The organism is Maribacter taeanensis (genome assembly GCF_047345145.1).
Classification (GTDB): Bacteria; Bacteroidota; Bacteroidia; order Flavobacteriales; family Flavobacteriaceae; genus Maribacter_C.
Map to the genome: position 1 here is coordinate 562,696 of NZ_JBLFER010000001.1, position 21,981 is coordinate 584,676.

Below are 21,981 nucleotides of genomic sequence, written 5' to 3' on the forward strand. Positions count from 1 at the left end.
GCTTAAAAGATGTCGGTAATTTGTCCGTTTTCAATTTTAAAATTGATGTAATAGTAACTATCGCGTTTTTCACTGTTTATGCTACCTGGTTGCCAATCTTTTAATTCGCTGATAGCCGAGATTAGAAAATCAATCTTGTTTTTATCAAAATCACTGGCCTTAATACTTTCATCCGTTCCTTTGGCTCTAAAAAGTCCGATTTCACCATGGCAGTTCACAATAAAGCGAATAGCGATATTGCCATTTTTGTTATCAAAAGAAAGGGTTTCTTTTTCAATGATCGGTAACAACTTGTTTTTTAATGCCCTTTCGCCACCAGTATAACCTGTTGAGATCATATAATATTGGGGTATATATCCAGTGGCGCATAGTTTTAAGTTTTTTTTGTCAACTGCGCTATCATAGGTAATCGGCTCAATATAGCTTTTAGCCCAATGCCGTATACATAAGAAAAGTACTAGGGCTAGGGTAGCGGTAGTTAGTAAGAAGATGTTCCAGAAATTTTTCAATGTTATGTTTTAGTTTATTGCCAGCTTAACCTTTAATGACTTTAGCAAAACACTCCAGTCATTCGAGAGTTTAGGCGGAGGATTACTCTGTTACCTTGGTTTGGCGCTGTTGATATAAGTCTATTGCTTTCAAATAATTTTGAGCACCTTTCATGGTTAAGTCATTCATGAAACCATCTAGCTCAGGATGATTTGTTTGCACCCAATTCACCAAAGCCACCTTTTCTTTTTCCCATGTATCCCAATTTACATCGATAAAATCTACGGTTTTAATTTTGGATATTTTCCCTTTCGTAAAATAGAATTGGTGTCTCAATTTCAAAGGATTATTTTTCAAAAATTCAAACTTTGAGGAATGAACGGTAATCGTAGCGACAGGATGCTCTTCTTGATTTTCAATAGAAATCAATTTATAGACCGGTTTAAAGACAGAATCCCATTTAAATTGTTCGTGGTAGCTTTCCCTTGAAAAGGCCATGATATAATCTCCTTCGGTAGTTATCAGACTATCGGCTAAGGTTCTTTTTACTTGATTGTAATCTGAATTTTTATAGCCTTCATAATAGGCTTTGATCTCCTTTGATGTGTTCTCTTTTACAGGAGTACAAGCAGTAAAGGCTATTAAAAAAAATAGGAATACAATTTTTGTCATCGGTTTCAATTTCTTGTGATTGGTAGTATCAGCGGTACTGAAAGTCACAAGTTACTATATTTTAATCATTAGAAATTCAATGACAAGCCTATACCATTTATGTTCCCCACTATTTTCAATTCTGTTTTAGAAACATGAGTCCTTGGATCTAGTGAAGAATTGTAAATGTCTACAGACTCTTTTATTTTCTTGTCGGCACTGGCAGCAAGAGGGAAGGCAACAGCCAAGCAACCCACACCTATACCAGCTAATGTCCAGTTAGGTTTGCCTCCTCCTAGGGCAGTTCCAACAGGATATCCAGTTAAACCTCCACCTATACCAGCAAAGACATAACTAAATACTGCTTTTGTTTTCGCTTTTTTATAGGTTTGAAATGATTTGGTATTGGTTTTTAAAACCTTGGATAACTCGGAAAGTGATAAATCATTTCCGTTTTGAGCGTACTTATAACCCCCGAATACTTTTTGGGACTCAATTTTTTGAGCATTACAAAGTGATAAGCTTAGTGCTGAAATGATAAGTGTAAAAAGTATTTTATTCATTTTGTGTTGGTTTAAAGGACTAATGAAACTGAGTAAATAGCCATCCAACCACTTATTGTTGTGACAACTAGTTGTAACTATGGGCATCTACAGGTAATAAACTAGTTTTCAATTGTAGAATAATTCTTTGAATTTTCCTCAATGGTTTTTTTTAGACTAGTCAGATTTGTCTCTTCCTGAGTTTTGAGAGCACTTGACATCATAGCCATTATAGATTTCGAAACCATTCCATTTCCTGTGGCAGTTGTACTTGAACTGATTTTTGTTTTGCCATCAACGGATTCCATAGCTAGTGTATAATCCATATCCATAAAGTCTGAGGTAAATTTCATTGATACCGATTCGTTGGGTACGATATCGGTAATGGTTTCTCGAATGGTCATTTCCTGCCCATCAGTAATAAAATATACATCTGATACCGCACCTACCGTATTAGGCGTGCCGCTGACATGTTCAAATTTTTGAAAACCTTCCAACCATTGTGACATTTTAGATGCATCTTGGCTAATGGCCCAAGATTCAGCTAGTGGCTTGTCGACTAGTATTTCACAGTCATAGGACTGTTCTGATTTGATGATTCCTAAAAGAAAAAAACCAATAATCAGGAGGACTAAAATTCCGAGGATGTATTTTAAAATTTTCATGAGTCTAATTTTAGTTGATTACATTATGTAGTTGTTTGTACAAGAGCTTGAAATCCCCCATAAATCATGCGTTTGGCATCAAAAATTATTTTTGATGGATTGGTCAATGGGGCAACTATATCGGTCATTCTTGGGTCTGCTGCTACGCGCTCATTTGCTAGATCGCGCGCCTCTCGTGAATCAAAAATAACCCAGCCGAATATGATGGCTTCATCTTCTTTTGCAGCTACAAATTCAGGGAAAGAACGGGTGCCTTCAAATTTTAAATCTTCACCTACATACTCAAAGTAATTTAGCGCACCATGTTCCTTCCAAATTTCTGCTATGGTTTCAGCTACCTGTTTATAGGTGTCAAGGTGATTTCGTGGCACGGGAAGGACGAAACCGTCTATGTAATTTGCCATGCTTTTAAGTTTAAATCAATTTTCTGTTTTCAGTATAATTTAGGCTATCGCCCAAAAGTTGTTGTCGAATTTTCCTAAAAAATTTGATCATAAATTAACGTTTGGTCAAAGTGAAGCGTAACAGTTTATAGGATAACTACTCATTACGGCTAGCAGGTTCATTGTTTAACAAGGCTTCGATTTCAGCTTGCAGTTCTTTCTCGGCACCAACCATATCTCTAATGGTCATCATGAGCATTTCCTTCTTTCCTCTATCCGTCTCTTCCATGTTCTTGAACATAAAATCCATCTGTTTTTCAAGTCTCCATTTCAGGTTTTCTTTTCTTTCTTCAATATCAGCTAATGCAGATAGTTTTTCATAGGCTATCAATTCAATCTTGGAATTGGCAATAGCATTCCACGCATTCGTTTTTATACTTGGAGCATGAACACCATCAGCCTTTATAATTATGTCATATATCGATAATTCTTCAGTATTCAAGTAAGCTTGTAAGCTGTCTGCAGATTCCAGTTGCTTGGGAATTACTCTTTCTATATCTGTAAGGCTTTCCTCTAATTCCTTGTCGATGGACGAAAATATTTGATCCAGATACTCCTTATCCTTTCTATCTTCGTTCCAATTGTTAATGAATAGGGCAACCAATATTCCGATGATTACCGATACAATTTCTCTAATAAATTGCTTCATTCCTTTGTATGTGTTTGATTTTTGTTTCCAAGTTAACATTTATTTTCTTGCTGACCGATAGCTTTGGTCCCAATGGTTATCAGGAGTAACAAGTTACTACGTTTCTTTAAAAGTTGACGGGCTTACTGTTGACGGCACGAGCAGGATTCTCGAACTAGCGGGGGAAGAGTGGCAGAAAGGGGTATTTAGCTTTTGTCCGTAATGCTTTTAATTTTACCATTCTCGAACTCAAATTCAGATACGCCTTTCAATTCCAAAGTTTCGCCGGTTTTCATTCCGTTTGGTAGGTTAATTGCTAAAGTTGCTTTATAGTCAATTTCAACAGTAACCTTAGAATTATCGAATTCCCACGACTCAATAGTTTGTTCTCTTTGCGTAAAATAGGATGTTGCAGCTTCAGCTTGTTTTTTAAATTCGGTTATGCCTTCTGTTCTCAATTCCACCTGTCCATTTGAAACATTCTCAAAAACAACAGCTTCCGACAGATTTTTTGTCATGCCGGTTATATCAAAATCATTATATGATTTGATATAGTTTTCGATGATATCTTTTTGTTGTTCTTTCATACCATCTTTTGTTTGGCAACCTAAAGTCAAAATTAGTAGTACTAGTAGCTTCAAATTTTTCATATCAGCGTTTTCAATCATAGGGTACGCCACAACCGTAGGAGGTAACAAGTTACTATATTTCTTTAAAAATTGACGGGCCTAATGTTGCGGCCACTAGTTGCAAACTAGTGGTAGCGAGGAAACTTAGGTCTATTACATTTGTTCGCTAGTTTTTCTATTTTGAGCATTACTTCAAAATAATATCTCTTGCTACTGATGTGTTTGCTCCATTTGTAAGATTCATTTCTACACCATCTTTCCAAACTTTGGCTTGTGTTCCACCATTAGAAATAAACCCGGCTACGTAGACCGTTCCATCTTCTACATGAATAGCATTAGCACCAGAACTAACGAATTGGCCTGTTAATTCAGTTGGCACACCATTCTTCCATATCGTAGCTTGATTGCTTCCATTTTCACCGGCAACATATACGTCTCCATTAACTACATCAATATCATATGCGTCTGCAGTAGAAGTTCCATCAGTTAGAGCGGTGGGTATATTGTTCTTCCAAACTGTTGCAACAAATCCGTCATTTCCAACCACATAAACATCTCCATTTGAAACATCAAGTCCAAATGCTTCGGCATTGAATGATCCGTCGGTTAAATTCGTGGCTACTCCATTCGTCCAAACTTTTGCGATGGACTTGCTACCTTCATACTCAAATCCCACTACATAAACGTTTCCGTTCACAACTTTTATTGACCGGGCTTGTGCTGTATTTGAAGGGTTGCTTAGTGTTGTAGAGACACCGTTAATCCAAACTTTGGCTACTGATATGCTATTTGAACTGAACTCAAAGCCTGATACGTAAGTATCTCCATTCACTACTTGAATATCAGTTGCATAAGCAGATTTAGTTCCATCACTAAGATTAGTTGGTGTACCGTTTTTCCAAATTCTTGCTACGAGTTTGCTTCCATTGAACTGATTGCCGGCTATATAAATATCTGTACCATCAATATCAATTGCCCAAGCTTGCGCTATTGAACCGCCAGTCAATTCGTTTGAAACGCCGTTCTTCCAAATTTTAGCTACAGAACCTTCTTCACCGACTACATAAATATCTGGATCTGAATCCGAATCTGTAACTGTAATGAGACTTGAAGCAGTTGCATCGCCTACTTGAGCGATAATTTGAGCTTCACCAACTGTAAGTGCTGTTATCAAACCTTGTTCATTTACCTGTGCTACTTCAGGATTATCACTTGACCAGTTTACTTCTAGTTCCCCAACCTCAGAAATTACCGATAGGTTTTCCATTTCTCCTATTGCCAAATTGATTTCGGTCTTGTCAAGTTCTATCTGGTTCGGATAGACTATGACTTCAATCGAAACTGATGCTTCCCCAACTCTTGCTGTTACTGTTGCAATCCCCGCTGATAATGCCTGAACAATACCGTTCTCGACGGTAACGATATCGGTATTATCACTCGACCAGTTTACTGCTAGTTCTCCGACTTCAGGAATTATTGATAAGGTTTCCGTTTCTCCTATTACCAAATTTATTTCGGTTTTATCAAATTCAATTTGATTAGGATAGACTATAACTTCAGTGGAAACTGACGCTTCCCCAACTTGTGCAGTTACTATACAACTTCCTACTCCTACTGCTTGAACATCTCCATCTATTACTGTTGCAACATCTGTATTATCACTCGACCAAGTAACTTCAAGTGTACCGATTTCTGAGGTAAGTGAAAGTGATTCAGACGCTCCTAACTGAAGTTCCAGAGTTGAAATGTTAATTTCTAGTAGTGTTAGAAACACCTCTGTATTACAAATTGCCATTACATCTCCCGCCTTTGCAGTTATGGTACAATTTCCTGGTTTGATAGCCTGAATAACACCGTCTTTAACTTGGGCAACTTCGACATTGCTACTTTGCCAAGAAACACTCAGCCCTTGGGTATCTGATGTAACCGCTATAGATTCTGTTTGACCAACTCCAATAGAAATTTCCGTTTTATTTAAGGTAATATTTGATAGAACAGTGGCTTCCTCCATAGGATCATCACTACAAGAAAATAGTGTTGTAAATGCTAAGATGATTATTAACGAATTGAAAATGCTTGAATGCTTCATAATTATTAATATGAAAATTTTGGTATTAGTTCTTGAATTAATTGGTTAAGTCTTTTGTAGTTGAAAAGTAGTGGATTCTTAAAATGGAACTTTCAACTTAGGTACTAACCTTAACTAATATTTTTTAGATATATTGTTGATATTAATTTATAGTCTTTGAAGAGAAAAAAGCAACCTTGGTACTTCATTATCAGTAATTTAATCAAACGCTCTTTTAATTCTATCTGTTCAGATTCATTTTTAGTCGCTAAGCCTAGGTATGCCGAAGTACTTAAACGTCTAATTATGCAGTGTCATTTTCAATTTCTTAACCAGCTTTATTAACCGTATATTGTTTACCGGTCTCGGCCAATAGGCACTTTTGGATTTACCACTATTAGCGCAAGATGCTCGCGCTTGAGGAGGAAATGGATAGACCTGATATTATTGATAAGGTGGAGTAAGAAGAAATCGATATCAAGTATTGAAGTCTTGGGGTATTGTTGTTTCCACTAGTTGCAAACTAGCGGTAGCGGGGGGAGACGAGTGCCAACGGGCTTACTTTTTTCTAGTATACCTAAACTCACTTCTTTTTATCCAATCAGCCAGTTCTGCAAATTGAACTTCTTTTAGAATTACAAACACATTTTTCTCAATACTATAGGTGTATCGTATACGTGCCTTTTTACCATCATCTTTAGCATCATGTTCCGTTTGAATTTGAATGCCACCGTTTTCAAGCCCTTCTCTTGATGTCACGGCATGCTTATTTAACAGCAACCCGTTTTTCCCAATTTTAATTTTATCTGAATTATTCGCTTTTGGTTCGTTAGGGTAGCTATTGTTTAATACAAGGGTGTTTGAGTTATTACCTTCTTCAACTAGAAGATTAGCTGGCATTGTAAAAGGTGTATTGCTTTGATAATCGAGATAGGTAATACTACCTTCCCAATTTCCGACAGCTAATTTCAAATCTTCTGAAGTGATTTTTGTTTGACAATAACTATTCAAAGAAAATATCAGAATAATTGCGGTTAGAATAAATTTTATCATATTCATAGTGCTATAATTTATGTAAAGACTATCAGCATTACCCAGTGTTACAGTTTTTACTGTTCGCTTACAAAACATTTTCTGTTTTTGTTGAATTCTTTCGATAGCTGGGGTTCTATAGTATAAGGTACTGTTAGTCTTCTATTCTAGGCTACTAAACTCAACAAAATCATATTGCGGTGAGGCTTCAAAGAACTGACGTAGTATAGCAGCGTGTCCGTTACCAAAAATTACCAAGATACGATCATCAGGTCCTTCGGTGATATTTATAATATTCGCAAATATTCTTGCATTACGATTATACCACCACATTGAAAAGTAATCAGCCCCTTGTACGCCTCCGGTGGCAAAGGAACCCGTTAGATATAGACCAAAATTGGTGTTATGACCTTCACGGGAGTTCATGTTTTTAAATACATCAAGTAAATGGGTGTTTTTGATTTGCTGCTCACGGTAATTGAAATATTCTTTGGCAATGGTCATATACGGATCATCGATTTCCCAATCAATTTTATAAGTGAGTGAATCTAGTAGTGTTGAATCACGCATATACAAGTCGCTTCGTAAGTTCTCTGCATCAACGGTGTATAAGGTATCAAGATTGGTATCTGTGGCTATACGCATGGCTAGTTGGTAGCGCTCACCTCTTTCGTCGTGATATTCGCCCTTTTTATATGCTTTAAATTTATCATTCCAACCATAACCCGGATGCGCTTCAATAGCAATCTTGGTGGGCTTGAATTTTTTGATGTATTCTACAAGGTCGGTGACTTCAGACTTTTTAGGTTCTTTAAGTACGTCAATCTTATCGCTTTCTTTGGACTTAAAATCATCAAGACCCGGATAATCAAAATGGAAGGTACCTACTACAAGTACCTGTGCACGTTCTTTCGAATAAAAATCTGAGGCTGATTTTAGTACACTTTTGGTTTCGGCTACCGTTGAAGTGGTTTCTGTTTCGTGGCACGAAATCAATAGTAGGGCTGATAAAAGAAGCAAGGAGTTTTTCATAATTAAGCAGTATTGGTTTAATGAAAGAGTCCCTTTTTCTAAAAGTGTTACAGTTGATGGGCTATTTCAAAGGTGATGCTTTCGTAATTTCGCTACCGCTAATTTGCAACTGGTGGCCAGCATGAGTGAGAACTTATTCGATTTCCAATTAAAAAACTTTGCTTACGGTTGTGTTAGTAGTTGTGCGCTTACTCTTACCGCCACTAGTTGCAAACTAGCGGTAGCGGGGTTTACTTTGTTATCATTATTTCGATAGGATACTTTTTATAACCAAAAATGCTTATTTGTTTATCTAAGTCATCATATCTTTCCTCAAATCTTTCGAAATTTACCGAGTAACCAAATGAGCCTGTTTTTTTAAGTCCGTCAATGATGTTTACCGAACCTATTCTTTCAAAAGAGTCTTTAAATTTTAGCAAATCTTTGTGCTCAACAGCATCAATTACAAATCCAAAAAAGAACTTAGGATTTCCGCCAACATAATCCCAAATAATTTCAATTCCTGGTTGTTCTTTTCTAGTTGTTTCTTTGTCATAACCAGAGCCAACAGTTCTTCCTAAAATCATTTCTTTGGTTATTGATTTTTCTGTTGGTTTTTCGAAACTTTTATACATAGTCGGTACAAACCAATAATTACAATTACCTCTATATTGGTCTATTTTCATACAGATTAAACTTCTGTAGCTATTGTCTTTAAGCTTAAATGACAAAATATCATTTTCGTTAAATATGAAGTTTGAAATTTTACGATACTTTTTTGGCTTTCTTATTTTAGTGTTTTCTTTTTTGATTTTATTTAGAAATCGTGTTAAAACACTTTTTCTTGATTTACCTTCTTTCTCAGATAACTTTGTCCATTCGTCTACACAAGCATTTTTTGATATAATATGCTCAATATATTCAATTCTTTTGGAGGTCATTAGTCCGATTTCCCAATAGGCAAGTCCGCAACTTGTAACATAAATTTCATTATCGAAAGCATCAAAATAATCAGGTTGTTCTAGCGGGTATTCATTAAGTATCATTTCTGATGCGGCTTCACTATCATACAAGTCCATAATTCCCCAATAGGTATCGTTAGCTGTATCTCCGTCGATTATCTTAGTTCCATCTGTTGCCATTCCCTTTTTTTAATTGTCTATAACAACTATTATATAATAACAAGTTACCATATTTCTTTAATAAAGCAGATGGCTTACTGTGGACGTCACTAGTTGTAAACTAGCGGTAGCGGGGGATACTTTATTCAATCTGTTTATTTTTTACAAAATTAATATGCCAAATAAGTCTTTGAAAAGAGCCATTGTCTAAAGCTCTTTGGCCTGTCAACATACTCGTAAAAAAGAAAGCATTATTCTTATACACATATGTTCCAAAATCTTCATTCCAAATAAAGTCGTAGCCAATCCAATGAGTACTTTTAATCTTTGGTTTTTCAGTATGATAATTCCCTAATAAATCTCGTGCTAAAGTATTATTTACAACAAATATCCTTGGGTTTTTTTCATCGATTATTCTATCAAGCACGATTTTTGTTATCATACATTGCTTATAAAGAAAGTCTTTTCCACGTTCTGTTTTTAATAAACCTGCCACTTTTTTCTGATTCGTTTCTCTATTATAAAGCAAATCTAAATGGCCCCAATTTAGTTCAGTTTGTTCCGAGACATCAAAGAATTTTTTGAAATAACGATAATTTGTATTCTTATCATAAGACAGTTTATAGAATTCGCAATCCGTAATGTTGTCTTTAACTAGTCTTTCTTTTACTGTATCAGTCAATGAAGGGTTAATTCCAATAAATACTAATCCATCGTCTGGAATTTCAGCAATAGAATTTGGCGCAAATTGACAATACTCTTCTTCACTAAATTCTTTCCAAAGCGCATTTACTTTGTCTTGAATTAAAATTTCAACGTCAATCACAATATTTCTTGTTTGTATCTTGTTGCCTTACTGTTGTGGCCACTAGTTACAAACTAGTGGTAGCGGGGGCTATTTCGCATTAATGTTTTTAGAAACTGCTTTTCTAACTTTTTGTTCAACACTTAAATATGCTTCTACTATTGAATCTTTTTGTTCAAGTTTAAGAGAATCAGTATTTTGATTAGATTGAATTAAATGGAAATATCTAGAAAAATCAACTAAAATTTTTTTATGGTCAGAACTATCAATATATGGTGCTAATTCAGAAAGAGCTCTTTGCGTTTGAATCATTTCTTTGGTGATAGGAATATGCCTATTAGCATCAAATTTTTCCATAGTTTTGAAAAATGAAGAAACAAACTTCTTATACTCTGGAATAATTATTTCTCTGTTCAATTTTAGTTTTTCAATTTTCATTGATTCTAGTTGTAACGAAGAGCTATTTTGAATAGAATATCCAGCAATTAGAAGAGATATTAATGGTAAAACAATTGTCCCGATTCTTTGCCAGGTTTTATTTTTATTTCTTTCCTTTTTATTGAAATATTCGTTTATGTAATTTATTCCCCATTCTATTAAATTATAACTTACGGGTTGAGCGTCGATAGAATTTCTAAATCTATTACGAAATAAATCTGAAGTTTTAAGATTTTTAATATCTTCTTCTTGCGAGGAAGATTTTGCTATCCATTTTGGTCTATTTAAACCTTGACTCATTGAGCTTTTCCAATGGTCTAATTGTTTGGTTGGGATTTCTTCTTGGAATAGTTCAGGAAATTGTCTTACTATGTTTTTTACTTCTTCTTCGCTAATACCATTTATTCTTTCCCCTATGCCCTGATAGGTTATTTGAGGAATACTGTCGTTACAACTTAAAATCCATATCGCTGTCACGTTTTTAATTTCCATTTTACTTGAAGTATTCGTTTTCAATAAGGTTCAACAATTGTGTATAAGTACTTTTAATTTATTTCTCAAATACTAAGCTTCTTTGTTGTTTCGGCCACTAGTTGCGAACTAACGGTAAATTGGAGAGGGAGTACTTAGGTTTTCTAATCATTTTTTTTACTTAATTCAATCACTATATTAAATATAGCTACTCCAGTATCCCTCAATATATCTACAGCATAGACCAATATCGTTGCTAATAATATGTTTATTAAGGTGTCAAAGTACTCAACTTTGGTTTCTAAAACCTTACTATCCTCAATGATTAATAGGATTACAGCCATTATTATTAGAGCTATCTGCTCAACTAAAGAGAATTTAATCTCTTTAATTACATCCGCAAAATCTGCTCCAGTTCTTTCTGATATTTCTTCAAGCTTTCCGGAAATAACGGTACTAGTAGCTGTGTTTATAGCCATTAGAGTTAATAATAATCCTACTAGATTTTCTTTCAAGAATAAAGACAAGAAACTACTCTCAAGAAAGTATTCAAAAACTATCAGAATAAATGCAATTCCAAAACTAGCGAATATGGTTTTAAATCTGTTAGCCATCCATTGTGTTTATAAACGATTCTAGTACTTGCGAAACCTTGTTGAATGGCACGTTTTCAATCGTAGCTTCATCCACCTCAAAAGTAACTTGTTTCTTTGAGGTTTTTATTTTTTTCCTACTTCCTTTTATTCTTATAGTTGCATTTCCACCACCCTTAGCTTGATAATCCACCAAATCAGATATTTCTTCATTTTCAGGTGTAATGTTCTCCAGCACCCCTTTTTTTGGAGCATTTAGTCCTAACGTGGTTTTATGGCTGTTTGATTGGTTTTTTAAAATTTTGATTGCATTTACTGCTTTGCCTGAAATATTAGCCATGTTTGGCCTAATAAAAGTAAAGTTCAAAGCCTTTATTTTGCCTTTATAGTACAAAATGGTATCCCAAAATTCGGATGCTTCTGTAATTTCACTAAAATAGGCTGTCAACCCCTCTTCTTTTAAATATAGATTCCACGTTTTTTCTATTATATTCTTGAGAGCTTTTGGTTTATAAAAAGCATTAAATTCATGTTCAATTAAAATCAATTGCTGTTCAGGGTCATTATTAATGTAGACTAAAGAATTAGGATAATCAAATTCGGTTTTACTTTTAAATTCTTTATCATGAATACTTAACATTTTCTCAACCCCCATTCTTAAAAAATGTATACCACCATCAGATGCTTCGTGTTTGCTTATCACATTATATCCTTTTCCACGGTAATTTGCTTTTTCATCGATAATAATTTTACCTAGAATCTTGTTTTTGTTTTCAATTAATTCGTCAATTGAATTATAGTTGGAATCCAATCGAATTTGTAAATTGCTTGAAATCGGTAAAATTTGATAGCGATAAACAAAAAATACTTTTTTACTCATTTTTAGTTAGTTAAAGGTTATACACCCAACAATGTTTCGAGTGCATAATTGTAAATGTTTGTATTGCAATATAAACAAAGAATAGAAATAAAATCGTACAAATACCGACGAAAGCCTGTCATAAAAAGGTCAGTAACGGTTGGCGGTTAGCTGTTAGCTATTGGAAGTTGGAAAGTTGGATTATTTGATTTCTGGATTGTTGGAATTTGGTTATAGTGGCCCTTGCATCAACTTTTTAATAGCTGCACCTTGATGCAATTCTTGTAGCAGCGAAGTATAGCTTGTCGCAAAACGCTCATTTTCGGCAAGCTCCCCAAAAAGCGATTCTTGTTGAATAAACGCTAATGGGTTATTCGCAGTTTCTTTCGCAGCATCATGCAATTTGCCGTGTATAGCGTCAATAATTTGCAAAGGCCGTCCATTTAGGTCTACTTGTTTATCGCTATAATAACACCAAGCCGCAATAACCAAGGTGGCGAATTTGATACTTCCTCCAGTGGCTAAATTTTCATGTATTGTAGGAATCAAAAATTTAGGCAGTTTGGCCGAGCTTTCCGAACAAATACGGCTGACGCTGTCTTTGATATTGGGGTTGGCAAAACGTTCTAAGAGGCTGTTTTTGTAGTCCTCCAAATCAATGCCTTTAATGTCTCCCAATATCGGTGTCGCTTCTTGGTCCAGAAAGGCACGTAGGTAGTTGGAGAAAAGCGCATCTTCTACACAGGCGTTGATGGTGGGGTGGCCATGTATCGCCCCTAGTAATCCTAAAACCGAATGCCCCGCATTCAATAATCGCAATTTCATTTTTTCATACGGCCCCACATCGGGTACGAATTGTACGCCTACCTTTTCAAAGGCTGGTCTGCCATTCGAGAATTTATCTTCTACGACCCATTGTAGAAACGGCTCGCAGGTAACGGGCCAGGCATCTTGTACGCCAAAGTTTTGCGCTAGGGTTTCGATATCTGCCGGAGTAGTCACCGGTGTAATACGGTCTACCATGCTATTCGGGAAACTGACTTCTACGGCTATCCATGCTGCCAAGTCCGGGTTTTGTTCTTCGGCAAAAGCGAGCAGCATCTTACGTGCCATGTCTCCGTTGTGTTCGATATTATCACAAGACATGATGGTGAAAGCAGGTAGGCCTGCATCCCGGCGTCTTTTTAGGGCTGCGGTAAGAAATCCGTAGACTGTAATTGGGTCATTCGGGTGGCGGAGTTCGTGTTGTATGTCGGGGTTGTCGAAATTGAATTCTCCTGTGGTGGGGTTGAAATTATAACCTCCCTCGGTAATTGTTAGCGACACTATTTTAGTGTTCTCATTTGCCATTTGGGAGATGACGGGTTCGGGGTCTGTGGTGCCCATTTTAAAATCTACTATCGACCCAATGACTTCGGGTTCGATTTTTCCGCTGGGGTGTTTGACCATCAAAGTGTAGAGGTGGTCTTGTTTTTTGAAAATATCATAGAGTTTTGCATCCGCATCGCGTAAACCAATTCCAATAATGTTCCATGCAGACACATCGCCTGACTGTTTTAGTTGATGCAAGTAATAGGCGAGGTGGGCTCTATGGAATCCTCCGACGCCGATATGTACGATTCCCCTATTTTCCGTATCACGCGAATACTTGGGCACGGGGATATGGTTTCCTATGGCTCCTAAATTAGCTTGATTGAGTTGAATTGGGGTTTCCATCCTTATGCTGCCGTATTTGTTTTTCCACGTTTTAAGGCCCAATAAGCAAGTACGAAATAAATGATGGTACAAATAAACGCGTAGGTATAAAAGAGTTCCCGATTTGCTATATATTTTGCTTCCGAAGCACTTCCGAACATCACATTACAAGCCAACACCAAGGTGGCCACCAAAGCAGAAATAGCGATGAATTTTAATCCCTTAGAAAGCATGGAAACATCCTTAGGAATAACAACTTCCTCCTTTGCTTGTTGTTCTTGAAAGCGTTCAATAGTTTCCTGTCGTACTTCGTCTGCCTTAGCTTCCTCAGGATACTCCTGCTTGGCTCCATACCGAGATGCGAGCAGCGTATACACCGCGATGGTAAAAAACCAAGTCGGGATAAAGAGATAATAGAAGGAAATCACATCCAAGGCATTCAGTCCAAAACCGAAGACCAAGCCCAAGGCCCAAGAGGCCACGGCAGGCATACTAAAGGTCAGTTTGCGATACGAAGACCAATAGCGCGTAAAACCAATTCTAGGGAATAGCTGATGTTCCGCAAATACAATCGCCCCCACAGGAACTACCAGCAGCCCTGCATAGGTGAGTAGCGGCAGTATTTGTGAAAACACAAAAGGGAAACAGGCGATGGCTACTGTGACCACACCGACTACAATCGTCGTAAGCTTTCGGGAATGGTTAAAGAAAATTGCTTGTGCGGCCAAACCTGCTCTATATAAATTCGTAATCGCGGTCGTCCAACCAGCAACAATTACAATCACAAATCCGGACCACCCGAGGGCATAATAGGCAACATCACCCGGGTCGAGTTCTACGATGGATTTTCCTAAAATGACGGCGGCACCGGCACCCATGATTCCGGCAGCAATCCATGCGACATAGTGACCGAACATCATACCGGTACTGGTGGCATATCCGTAGTTCTTCTTTTTTGCAAAACGCAAGAGGGCCATATCAATTAATCCGAAATGTGTTATGGTATTGGCGGCCCAACCAAAGCCGATGACTTCGACCAATCCGATTCCGGGGGCTCCGTCACTGTTGATGCCCGTCCAAATGGATTGGTCACCGAGGGTCATAAAATCGGCCCATCCAGCGGGTAAGGTTTTATCCAAAACATCCAAAGACAAAGCGGGGAGGAGCACCATAGCGCCACTCGTAAACATCACAAAAAGCCAAGGCGCACAGATGCCCGAAAATTCAGAAACGGCATTAAATCCATAGAGCGCAATGGACACCACAACGATGCCCACGGCCAAAACAATCAAAATAAACCAGGCATTGGTAGGGTACCAATTCAGTTGCGCAGGAATATCAAAAGCAAAACGCACCGCTGTTGAAGAGACCGTTATCATCGCCGCCGATATCACAGAAAAGATAATGACATTGGCCCAGTTGTACAATTGTGTCATCGAATCACCCGCAATCTTATTCAGATAGGTATAAAGGCTCAGCCGCGTATCAACAGCAATCGGGGAGGTGATGAATCTCCAGCTCAGTACGGCTAGAATATTACCAATTAGGAGTCCTAGAATAATATCCATGGTCTTGGCGCCAAGCGCGACAAAGGTCGCCCCGATGACAAACTCCGTAGCCGCTACATGCTCTGCTGCGTAGAGTCCGGCAAAATGGGTCCAATCGTGTAATTTATGTTTGGCTACGGGTAATTGTTCTTCGTCAAGGTTTTTGAGGTGGTCGAATTCGGAGGAGTTTGTGCTCATAGGATTGGCTGGTTGTTATGTGCTTTGCCTAAGATAATAATTTTTAAATGACGCATCGGACTAAACCTTTGGCGTAAAGCAGAGTCCTATTCAAAAAAATTATGCTCCACAAAAATCTCCTATTCGTTTGTTTTCTCTCCATTTTACTAAGTTGTAGTTCCGACGATGAACCCATAGCAACCCCAGAAGACGCTGTTGAAGTCCCCAATGATGATCAATCCGATGATGATAGCGATACCGATGATGATACGGTTGGTACCTTATTTACAGCAGAAGGTTTCTTGAAAATCGAGAACGGTTCTGGCGGACTCGTAGCCGACCTTGATTCCGGTGACCGGTTTGGACGAGATCATGATGCCATAGGTGACGTGAATGGTGATGGGGTCATCGATTATGTTATCGGTGCACGTTCCGATGACGATGGAGGCGTTGATGCTGGCGCGGTCTACATTTTGTTTATGAATAGCGATGGCACTGTTCTATCAAATCAAAAAATATCAATGTTGGAAGGTGGGTTTACAGAAACCTTGAATGCGGGTAATTTCTTTGGCTATGGGGTTGCAGGTATTGGCGACTATGATGGTGATGCAATTCCTGATATTGCTGTGTCTTCTCCTGTACCTCCTAATAACTCCCTTTATATTATTCATTTGAATGCCGACGGAACCGCAAAGGATTTTGTCAAAAATGAGAATATCATTGCTCAAGGGCTAACAGCAATTGGTGATATCAATGATGATGGTAGAATAGATTTGGTAGCTTGTAATCCTGGTTCTGATGATGGCGGACCATCTCGCGGGGCGATTGATATCTTGTTTTTGAATGAATCGTCACAAGTGATGTATGCAAACTCCGTTACCATTAGTTCCACCGCAGGGAATTTCGGAGATGGACTAGAAGATGGAGATCAATTCGGCGGAAGGGAAGTTGCCCTATTGGGTGATATGGATGCTGATGGAACTTTAGAATTGGCGGTTGGTGCATTTATGTCCGACGGCGGAAAGGGAGCTATTTGGCTACTTTCTTTGGATGCAACAAATTTTAGCGTGGTGTCTAAAACTAAAATCACAGAAGGCATGAACGGCTTCACCGATATACTTGATTTGGAAACCAACCCCAACGGAAGTATGGGAGGACAGTTTGGTCATGCCATGTGTGCCGCTGGTGATATTGATGGTGATGGAATTACGGATTTAATCACTGGGGCAAATCAACAAAGTGAAGGTTGGGGTTATGTACTGTATTTAAATGGAGATAAAACGGTAAGGGCCTTTGATAGGATTAATAATACCGATGGCGGATTCGGATTGTCTTTGGGTCCCGAAGATCGTTTTTCACGTTCTATCTCTTATGTAGGGGATTTAAAAGGAGACGGTTCCATTGCCGTAAACTTTGGTGGTGGAGCAGGAGGTACGGGCTCAGTGTATACGCTATTTTTTAGGCCTAACTGAATTTAATCTTTCCGGTCAATACTGAACTTCGGTAAGAAATAGTTTAGATAAAAAATCATGGTAACATAGGTAATGACTAAGGTTGGTACGTTTGAATTGAAACCTAGGTCAAATTCTGGGATTCCCAATAATTCCCTAAAAGATTTGGTTGCAATCGATAACATAAAGACAATACCAAATACAAACAAGCCTATGATTGCTGTTTTGTTCTTTAAAGTACGTTGAACTCCGTTTTTAGTATCTTGTTTAAAGAAATACCAAAGCACAACCGCACAGAAGACAGCCTCAATAGCTATGGCCAAGTACACATTTGTTGCGTAAAGACCGAGTGCGATATTTTGTGTCTCTGCACCAAATATATGGTGCGGATGGCCCGAAAAGATATCTAGTATAAAATGGCTCGCCGCGATTAAAGCACCCGCAACACCAATTTTAGTACTCATAAATACTGCCTTCCCAACAAGAAATATGATGGCCAACCAAAGTATTTGCGGTAGTAAATCGTGGCTATACAACATGTCTACGGTCATATTGCTCAAGGTTGTGTCAAAAACGTCCTTTGGTCCTGTATATTCTAATCCTAAAAAGTGTAGTGTAAACCACAATAGATCTTGGAGCTGCGAGGCAATTAAGAAATATAGTAAGGTTCCCTTAGGAAATTTTTGATATGCCACCAAAGCGGCAGTATAATGACCTGCTAACATAATTTCATTATTTTTACTTTACTTATTCAAGTGAAAATACATATTACTTTAATAAGTAAAGTAAATTTTCATAAAAAGTTATCATGAAAAAGTTTCGATCTTCTTGTCTTATCGCTTCCTGTTTAGATTTAATAGGTGATAAATGGTCATTGCTTATCATTAGAGATATGCTCATGCATCATAAGAAAACTTTCAAAGAATTCGTAGCGTCTGATGAAGGGATAGCATCGAATCTATTATCCTCTCGCTTAAAAATGTTAGAATCACTTCATATAATCACTAAAAGAAAATTACCTGCGAACAAAAAGGAAAACATCTATCTGCTTACAGAGAAAGGTATGGATTTGACACCTATGATTTTAGAAATTGCACGTTGGAGTGATAAACATGTGCGAGAGCAGCATCCTGTTATGAATAACTATGAAAGTAGTTCTACCTCACTTTTAGTGGAGCGTGTTCAAATGGAATACAGAGAATTCGCAAGTCAAATTATTGATGGGTTTTAGTCCTTTAGCTGAAATCTGTTGTTTATATTTCTTGCTTCATCACCATAAAAAATTACATCTATGGTAATATCCCATTGCGTTTCAGATATTTTTTTTCCGCTAATGGACCCAGTTGGCGCCACATTTTTTTCCTCTTCAAAAAACGCACAAAAGCAACTTTGTGTAAAAACTGTATTTATGGTATTCAATTCTTCGTCGACATAATTGAATTCATCAAGACTTGGATCAATCTCAAAATAAATAAATTCAGAATATTCATCATCCGCTATATTTTCTACATCATCTTTTACAAATACGTATTCAAATACCAAATTAGCACCTCTTACTACTTTTCCATGCCTCATATAACTACCCTCAAAGGATTCGCTAGTTACTTTAGAATTTTTGCTAAAGGTATAAGAGTAAAGGTCTTCTTCGCCTTTTGAACAAGCACTTAACATTGAAACACATATTAAAATTAGTAGAGCTTTTTTCATAACTATTCATTTCCTTTAAGACTTAGAATACTGTTATTGGTTGCGTATATCTTTTGCTTTCCTCATTTTTTTATTGTGATAATACATAGTAATCTGACCATATGGGAACGATAATAACAGGTTATTCGAAGTTACGGATTGCGTCCTTTTTAATTGTTTATTTCTTGAAGTAGGTCCATACCTGAATAAAGTGATGCGCATACATCAATAATTTTCTAGCTTCGTAGGCGTTAGTCAATCATACAACCAATTATGAAGAAAGTTCTTGATTTAAAATCGTTTTTATTCTTCGGATTGTTATGGATTTTCGGGATTTCCTTAGCTCAAACCCAAACGCTAACTCCAAATTTGGATTCTATAACAGAGAATTCCTATCAACGGATGTTGGAGCGACAGGAAGGGGAACAAAGCGCTATTGTATATCCGAACTTCGTTGCTCCGGAATATGATAGTAATCTAGAAATCTATTCGGTGACTGATGTGCCGAGTCCCCGAGGTGTTGGAATCATCGGCTCAATCTCGGACCCGAAAGATATTTTGGATATTGCAGCTGAGCAGCGCATCAATAAACTTTTGTATGAACTAGAACAAAAGTCTTCAGTAGAAGTTGCTGTGGTCATGTTACCGAGTATTGGGAAGGACGTTCCGAAAAGCTTTGCAGTAGATTTGTTCAACACTTGGAAAATAGGTAAAGCAGATACAGATAATGGCCTGCTAATCTTAACTGTAATGGACCAACGCCGTACCGAATTCGAAGTCGGTTATGGACTTGAAGGGATATTGACAGACGTTGTTTGTTATCGTATTGGAGTAAATGAAATTGTACCTAGCTTCAAGCAAGGAGATTTTGGGGGAGGTATTGAAAATGTGGTGCTTCGAGTCAAAGAGTTTTTGGAAAACCCAGAAGCTATTGATGAAGTATATGGCTATGGTGTAGTTCACGAAGAACAAGAATTTGAATGGAAATGGTATCACTTTCTATTGATTTTATACGGTGCTATTTGCCTGATTATGGGCTTTTGGTATTTTGGACAAGCCTTTGATATTCAGCTTTCCAAGGACGATTATTACGACAAATACCATCGTTTAGATAAATTGAAATTTGGCTGTATTCAATTTCTTTTTCCCTTACCAATGCTTTTCTTTGGCAAGATGGCCAAAAGGCGCTTAGAGAGATACCGTAAAGCACCGCGTTTTAGCAAACTCAATGGAAAGCCAATGAAGTTGCTAACAAACTATGATGAAATCGAATTTCTGGAGGAAGTACAATTATTGGAAGAAGAATTGAAGTCCATTAGTTATGATGTTTGGATTACTGAGGATAAGGGCGATATCATGATTCTGGAATATGATGGGCCGAATGGTCGAAAATATTCCAATTGCAAAGAATGCGGATATAAAACATTCGGTAAGAGTAAATCTTACGTGGCCAAACCACCAACATTTTATGATGAAGGAGAGCGAATCGATTATTCTGAATGCCGTAATTGTAACTTCACTACGGAGAAATCTGTGGTAATTCCCATTATTTCCAATTCGGATACTTCGTCATCATCTTCATCAAGTTCATATTCTTCATCAAGCAGCAGTAGTTCGTCTTCAAGTTTCGGAGGAGGTAGTTCTGGAGGCGGGGGAGCAGGTGTTAGTTGGTAGAGCATTCCTTTGGAATGCAAATTCATTGAAATAAATTCCAAATTTCAATTGGTTTGTCAGTTTTTTTTTGATTTGACCTAGCGTGATTTGCATACTATAGTCACGCTGAGCTTGTCGAAGCGGTTCCTCGACAAGCTCGGAATGAAATTTTAGTTTGGATGAGACGGTATTGGTTATTTAGAGATTCGCCGCCAACCAATCCCCAACTTCAGAGGTTTTATAAGCTTTTTCACCTTCGGATAAATCTTCAGTTACAATGCCTTCTGCCAATGATTTATTAACCACATCGCGAATGGCTTGTGCTTCATCTGCTAAATCCATATCCTCAAAAAGCATAGCCGCAGATAAAACAGTCGCTAAAGGGTTCGCAATATCTTTTCCAGCTGCTTGCGGATACGAGCCGTGAATTGGCTCATATAATGAAACTTTGCTTCCTACGGAGGAAGAAGGCATTAAGCCCATACTTCCTGAAATTACGGAAGCTTCATCCGTAAGGATATCCCCGAAAAGGTTTGCTGTTATCATTACATCGTATGCGCTAGGCCATTGCACCAATCGCATAGCAACCGCATCAACGAACTCGTAGGATACTTCCACTTCAGGATAGTCTTTTTCCATTGCCTGAACTGTTTCTCTCCATAAACGTGAAGATTCTAGGACGTTTGCTTTATCAACACAGCATAATTTTTTAGACCGTTTCATCGCCATTTTGAAGCCTTTTTCGGCTAAGCGTTGAATTTCATGACGTTCATAGGTCATGGTATCGTACGCCGTATTATCGTCATCTTTTCTACCACGTTCCCCAAAATAAACACCACCGGTCAATTCGCGAAGGATAATCAAGTCGGTTCCTTCAATACGTTCTCTTTTTAAAGGAGATTTATCAATCAAAGAAGGAAAGGTAAAGGTCGGACGTACATTGGCGAACAAACCTAGTTTCTGGCGCATTTTCAATAGCCCCTGCTCCGGACGCACTTTCGCAGACGGATCGTTATCAAAACGCGGATGTCCGATAGCACCGAACAAAACCGCATCGGCATTTGCACAAACCTCATGTGTGGAATCCGGATATGGTTCTCCCACAGCATCAATCGCCGCAGCACCCGTTAAGGCGGGCTGCCAGGTAATTTCATGATTATACTTTTTGGATATAGCATCGCAAACTTTTACAGCTTGATCAATTACTTCTGGTCCGATACCGTCTCCGGCTAATAGGGCAATGTTTAGTTTCATATTTTTCGCTGCGCGAAACGCTGTACGCTTATCGCTATACGCAAATCGCTTTTTGTAATATTCTTATTTATAA

Annotated in this window: 23 protein-coding genes; 3 read left to right on the forward strand and 20 right to left on the reverse strand. The window is 37.7% G+C overall.

Annotated features, from left to right (window positions below; genetic code table 11):
* Positions 1 to 2: 2 nt before the first annotated feature.
* From ACKWCD_RS02405 to ACKWCD_RS02485, 17 genes are all read right to left on the reverse strand, one after another.
* The gene (locus tag ACKWCD_RS02405; RefSeq protein WP_413982328.1) at positions 3 to 509 is read right to left on the reverse strand and encodes a hypothetical protein; all 507 of its coding nucleotides are present in this window, start codon (positions 507 to 509) and stop codon (positions 3 to 5) included.
* Between the two features lie 82 nt (positions 510 to 591).
* Positions 592 to 1,161 carry a hypothetical protein gene (locus ACKWCD_RS02410; RefSeq protein WP_413982329.1) on the reverse strand — a complete coding sequence of 190 codons (570 nt, stop codon included), beginning with the start codon at positions 1,159 to 1,161 and terminating at the stop codon, positions 592 to 594.
* 68 nt (positions 1,162 to 1,229) lie between these two features.
* The gene (locus ACKWCD_RS02415) at positions 1,230 to 1,703 is read right to left on the reverse strand and encodes a hypothetical protein (RefSeq protein WP_413982330.1); all 474 of its coding nucleotides are present in this window, start codon (positions 1,701 to 1,703) and stop codon (positions 1,230 to 1,232) included.
* Between the two features lie 101 nt (positions 1,704 to 1,804).
* Positions 1,805 to 2,347: an SRPBCC family protein gene (locus tag ACKWCD_RS02420; protein ID WP_413982331.1), complete on the reverse strand. Its 543-nt coding sequence runs from the start codon at positions 2,345 to 2,347 to the stop codon at positions 1,805 to 1,807.
* Positions 2,348 to 2,370: 23 nt separating this feature from the next.
* Positions 2,371 to 2,751, reverse strand: coding sequence for a DUF1428 domain-containing protein (locus ACKWCD_RS02425; protein ID WP_413982332.1), 381 nt, complete (start codon positions 2,749 to 2,751; stop codon positions 2,371 to 2,373).
* A gap of 136 nt (positions 2,752 to 2,887) precedes the next feature.
* A complete protein-coding gene (locus ACKWCD_RS02430) occupies positions 2,888 to 3,439 on the reverse strand; it encodes a DUF6090 family protein (protein ID WP_413982333.1) in 552 nt (183 codons plus the stop codon).
* A gap of 185 nt (positions 3,440 to 3,624) precedes the next feature.
* On the reverse strand, positions 3,625 to 4,068 hold the full coding sequence (locus ACKWCD_RS02435) for a nuclear transport factor 2 family protein (RefSeq protein ID WP_413982334.1): 444 nt from the start codon (positions 4,066 to 4,068) through the stop codon (positions 3,625 to 3,627).
* Between the two features lie 166 nt (positions 4,069 to 4,234).
* The gene (locus tag ACKWCD_RS02440; RefSeq protein WP_413982335.1) at positions 4,235 to 6,136 is read right to left on the reverse strand and encodes an Ig-like domain-containing protein; all 1,902 of its coding nucleotides are present in this window, start codon (positions 6,134 to 6,136) and stop codon (positions 4,235 to 4,237) included.
* A gap of 537 nt (positions 6,137 to 6,673) precedes the next feature.
* Positions 6,674 to 7,174, reverse strand: a complete 501-nt coding sequence (locus ACKWCD_RS02445) for a hypothetical protein (protein WP_413982336.1) — start codon at positions 7,172 to 7,174, stop codon at positions 6,674 to 6,676.
* Between the two features lie 135 nt (positions 7,175 to 7,309).
* Positions 7,310 to 8,179, reverse strand: coding sequence for a DUF5694 domain-containing protein (locus ACKWCD_RS02450; protein WP_413982337.1), 870 nt, complete (start codon positions 8,177 to 8,179; stop codon positions 7,310 to 7,312).
* A 230-nt stretch (positions 8,180 to 8,409) separates the two neighbouring features.
* Positions 8,410 to 9,300 (reverse strand): hypothetical protein, encoded by an 891-nt coding sequence (locus ACKWCD_RS02455; RefSeq protein ID WP_413982338.1) that lies wholly within the window; start codon positions 9,298 to 9,300, stop codon positions 8,410 to 8,412.
* 121 nt (positions 9,301 to 9,421) lie between these two features.
* Complete coding sequence (locus tag ACKWCD_RS02460) at positions 9,422 to 10,105, reverse strand: hypothetical protein (protein WP_413982339.1); 684 nt, start codon at positions 10,103 to 10,105, stop codon at positions 9,422 to 9,424.
* 69 nt (positions 10,106 to 10,174) lie between these two features.
* A complete protein-coding gene (locus tag ACKWCD_RS02465) occupies positions 10,175 to 11,014 on the reverse strand; it encodes a hypothetical protein (protein WP_413982340.1) in 840 nt (279 codons plus the stop codon).
* 143 nt (positions 11,015 to 11,157) lie between these two features.
* On the reverse strand, positions 11,158 to 11,607 hold the full coding sequence (locus ACKWCD_RS02470) for a hypothetical protein (protein ID WP_413982341.1): 450 nt from the start codon (positions 11,605 to 11,607) through the stop codon (positions 11,158 to 11,160).
* On the reverse strand, positions 11,600 to 12,466 hold the full coding sequence (locus ACKWCD_RS02475; protein WP_413982342.1) for a hypothetical protein: 867 nt from the start codon (positions 12,464 to 12,466) through the stop codon (positions 11,600 to 11,602). Before ACKWCD_RS02475 ends, ACKWCD_RS02470 begins: the two co-directional genes overlap by 8 nt.
* 210 nt (positions 12,467 to 12,676) lie before the next feature.
* Positions 12,677 to 14,161: a mannitol dehydrogenase family protein gene (locus ACKWCD_RS02480; protein ID WP_413982343.1), complete on the reverse strand. Its 1,485-nt coding sequence runs from the start codon at positions 14,159 to 14,161 to the stop codon at positions 12,677 to 12,679.
* 2 nt (positions 14,162 to 14,163) lie between these two features.
* Positions 14,164 to 15,576 carry a purine-cytosine permease family protein gene (locus ACKWCD_RS02485; protein WP_413982344.1) on the reverse strand — a complete coding sequence of 471 codons (1,413 nt, stop codon included), beginning with the start codon at positions 15,574 to 15,576 and terminating at the stop codon, positions 14,164 to 14,166.
* 410 nt (positions 15,577 to 15,986) lie between these two features.
* Between ACKWCD_RS02485 and ACKWCD_RS02490 the strand changes: the two genes are divergently transcribed.
* The gene (locus ACKWCD_RS02490; protein ID WP_413982345.1) at positions 15,987 to 17,336 is read left to right on the forward strand and encodes an integrin alpha; all 1,350 of its coding nucleotides are present in this window, start codon (positions 15,987 to 15,989) and stop codon (positions 17,334 to 17,336) included.
* A gap of 2 nt (positions 17,337 to 17,338) precedes the next feature.
* Here the strand turns inward: ACKWCD_RS02490 and ACKWCD_RS02495 are convergent, their stop codons facing one another.
* A complete protein-coding gene (locus ACKWCD_RS02495) occupies positions 17,339 to 18,040 on the reverse strand; it encodes a hypothetical protein (RefSeq protein ID WP_413982346.1) in 702 nt (233 codons plus the stop codon).
* Between the two features lie 83 nt (positions 18,041 to 18,123).
* On the opposite strand from ACKWCD_RS02495, the gene ACKWCD_RS02500 reads away from it, so the two are divergent.
* Complete coding sequence (locus ACKWCD_RS02500; RefSeq protein WP_413982347.1) at positions 18,124 to 18,546, forward strand: winged helix-turn-helix transcriptional regulator; 423 nt, start codon at positions 18,124 to 18,126, stop codon at positions 18,544 to 18,546.
* Here ACKWCD_RS02500 and ACKWCD_RS02505 read toward each other — a convergent pair.
* Entirely contained in the window at positions 18,543 to 19,022 is a 480-nt protein-coding gene (locus tag ACKWCD_RS02505; RefSeq protein ID WP_413982348.1) for a hypothetical protein, read from the reverse strand. The genes ACKWCD_RS02500 and ACKWCD_RS02505 overlap by 4 nt on opposite strands.
* Before the next feature lie 252 nt (positions 19,023 to 19,274).
* Between ACKWCD_RS02505 and ACKWCD_RS02510 the strand changes: the two genes are divergently transcribed.
* Complete coding sequence (locus ACKWCD_RS02510) at positions 19,275 to 20,675, forward strand: TPM domain-containing protein (protein ID WP_413982349.1); 1,401 nt, start codon at positions 19,275 to 19,277, stop codon at positions 20,673 to 20,675.
* Between the two features lie 177 nt (positions 20,676 to 20,852).
* Here ACKWCD_RS02510 and leuB read toward each other — a convergent pair whose 3' ends face one another.
* Positions 20,853 to 21,908, reverse strand: coding sequence for a 3-isopropylmalate dehydrogenase (gene leuB, locus ACKWCD_RS02515; RefSeq protein ID WP_413982350.1), 1,056 nt, complete (start codon positions 21,906 to 21,908; stop codon positions 20,853 to 20,855).
* Between the last annotated feature and the right edge of the window lie 73 nt (positions 21,909 to 21,981).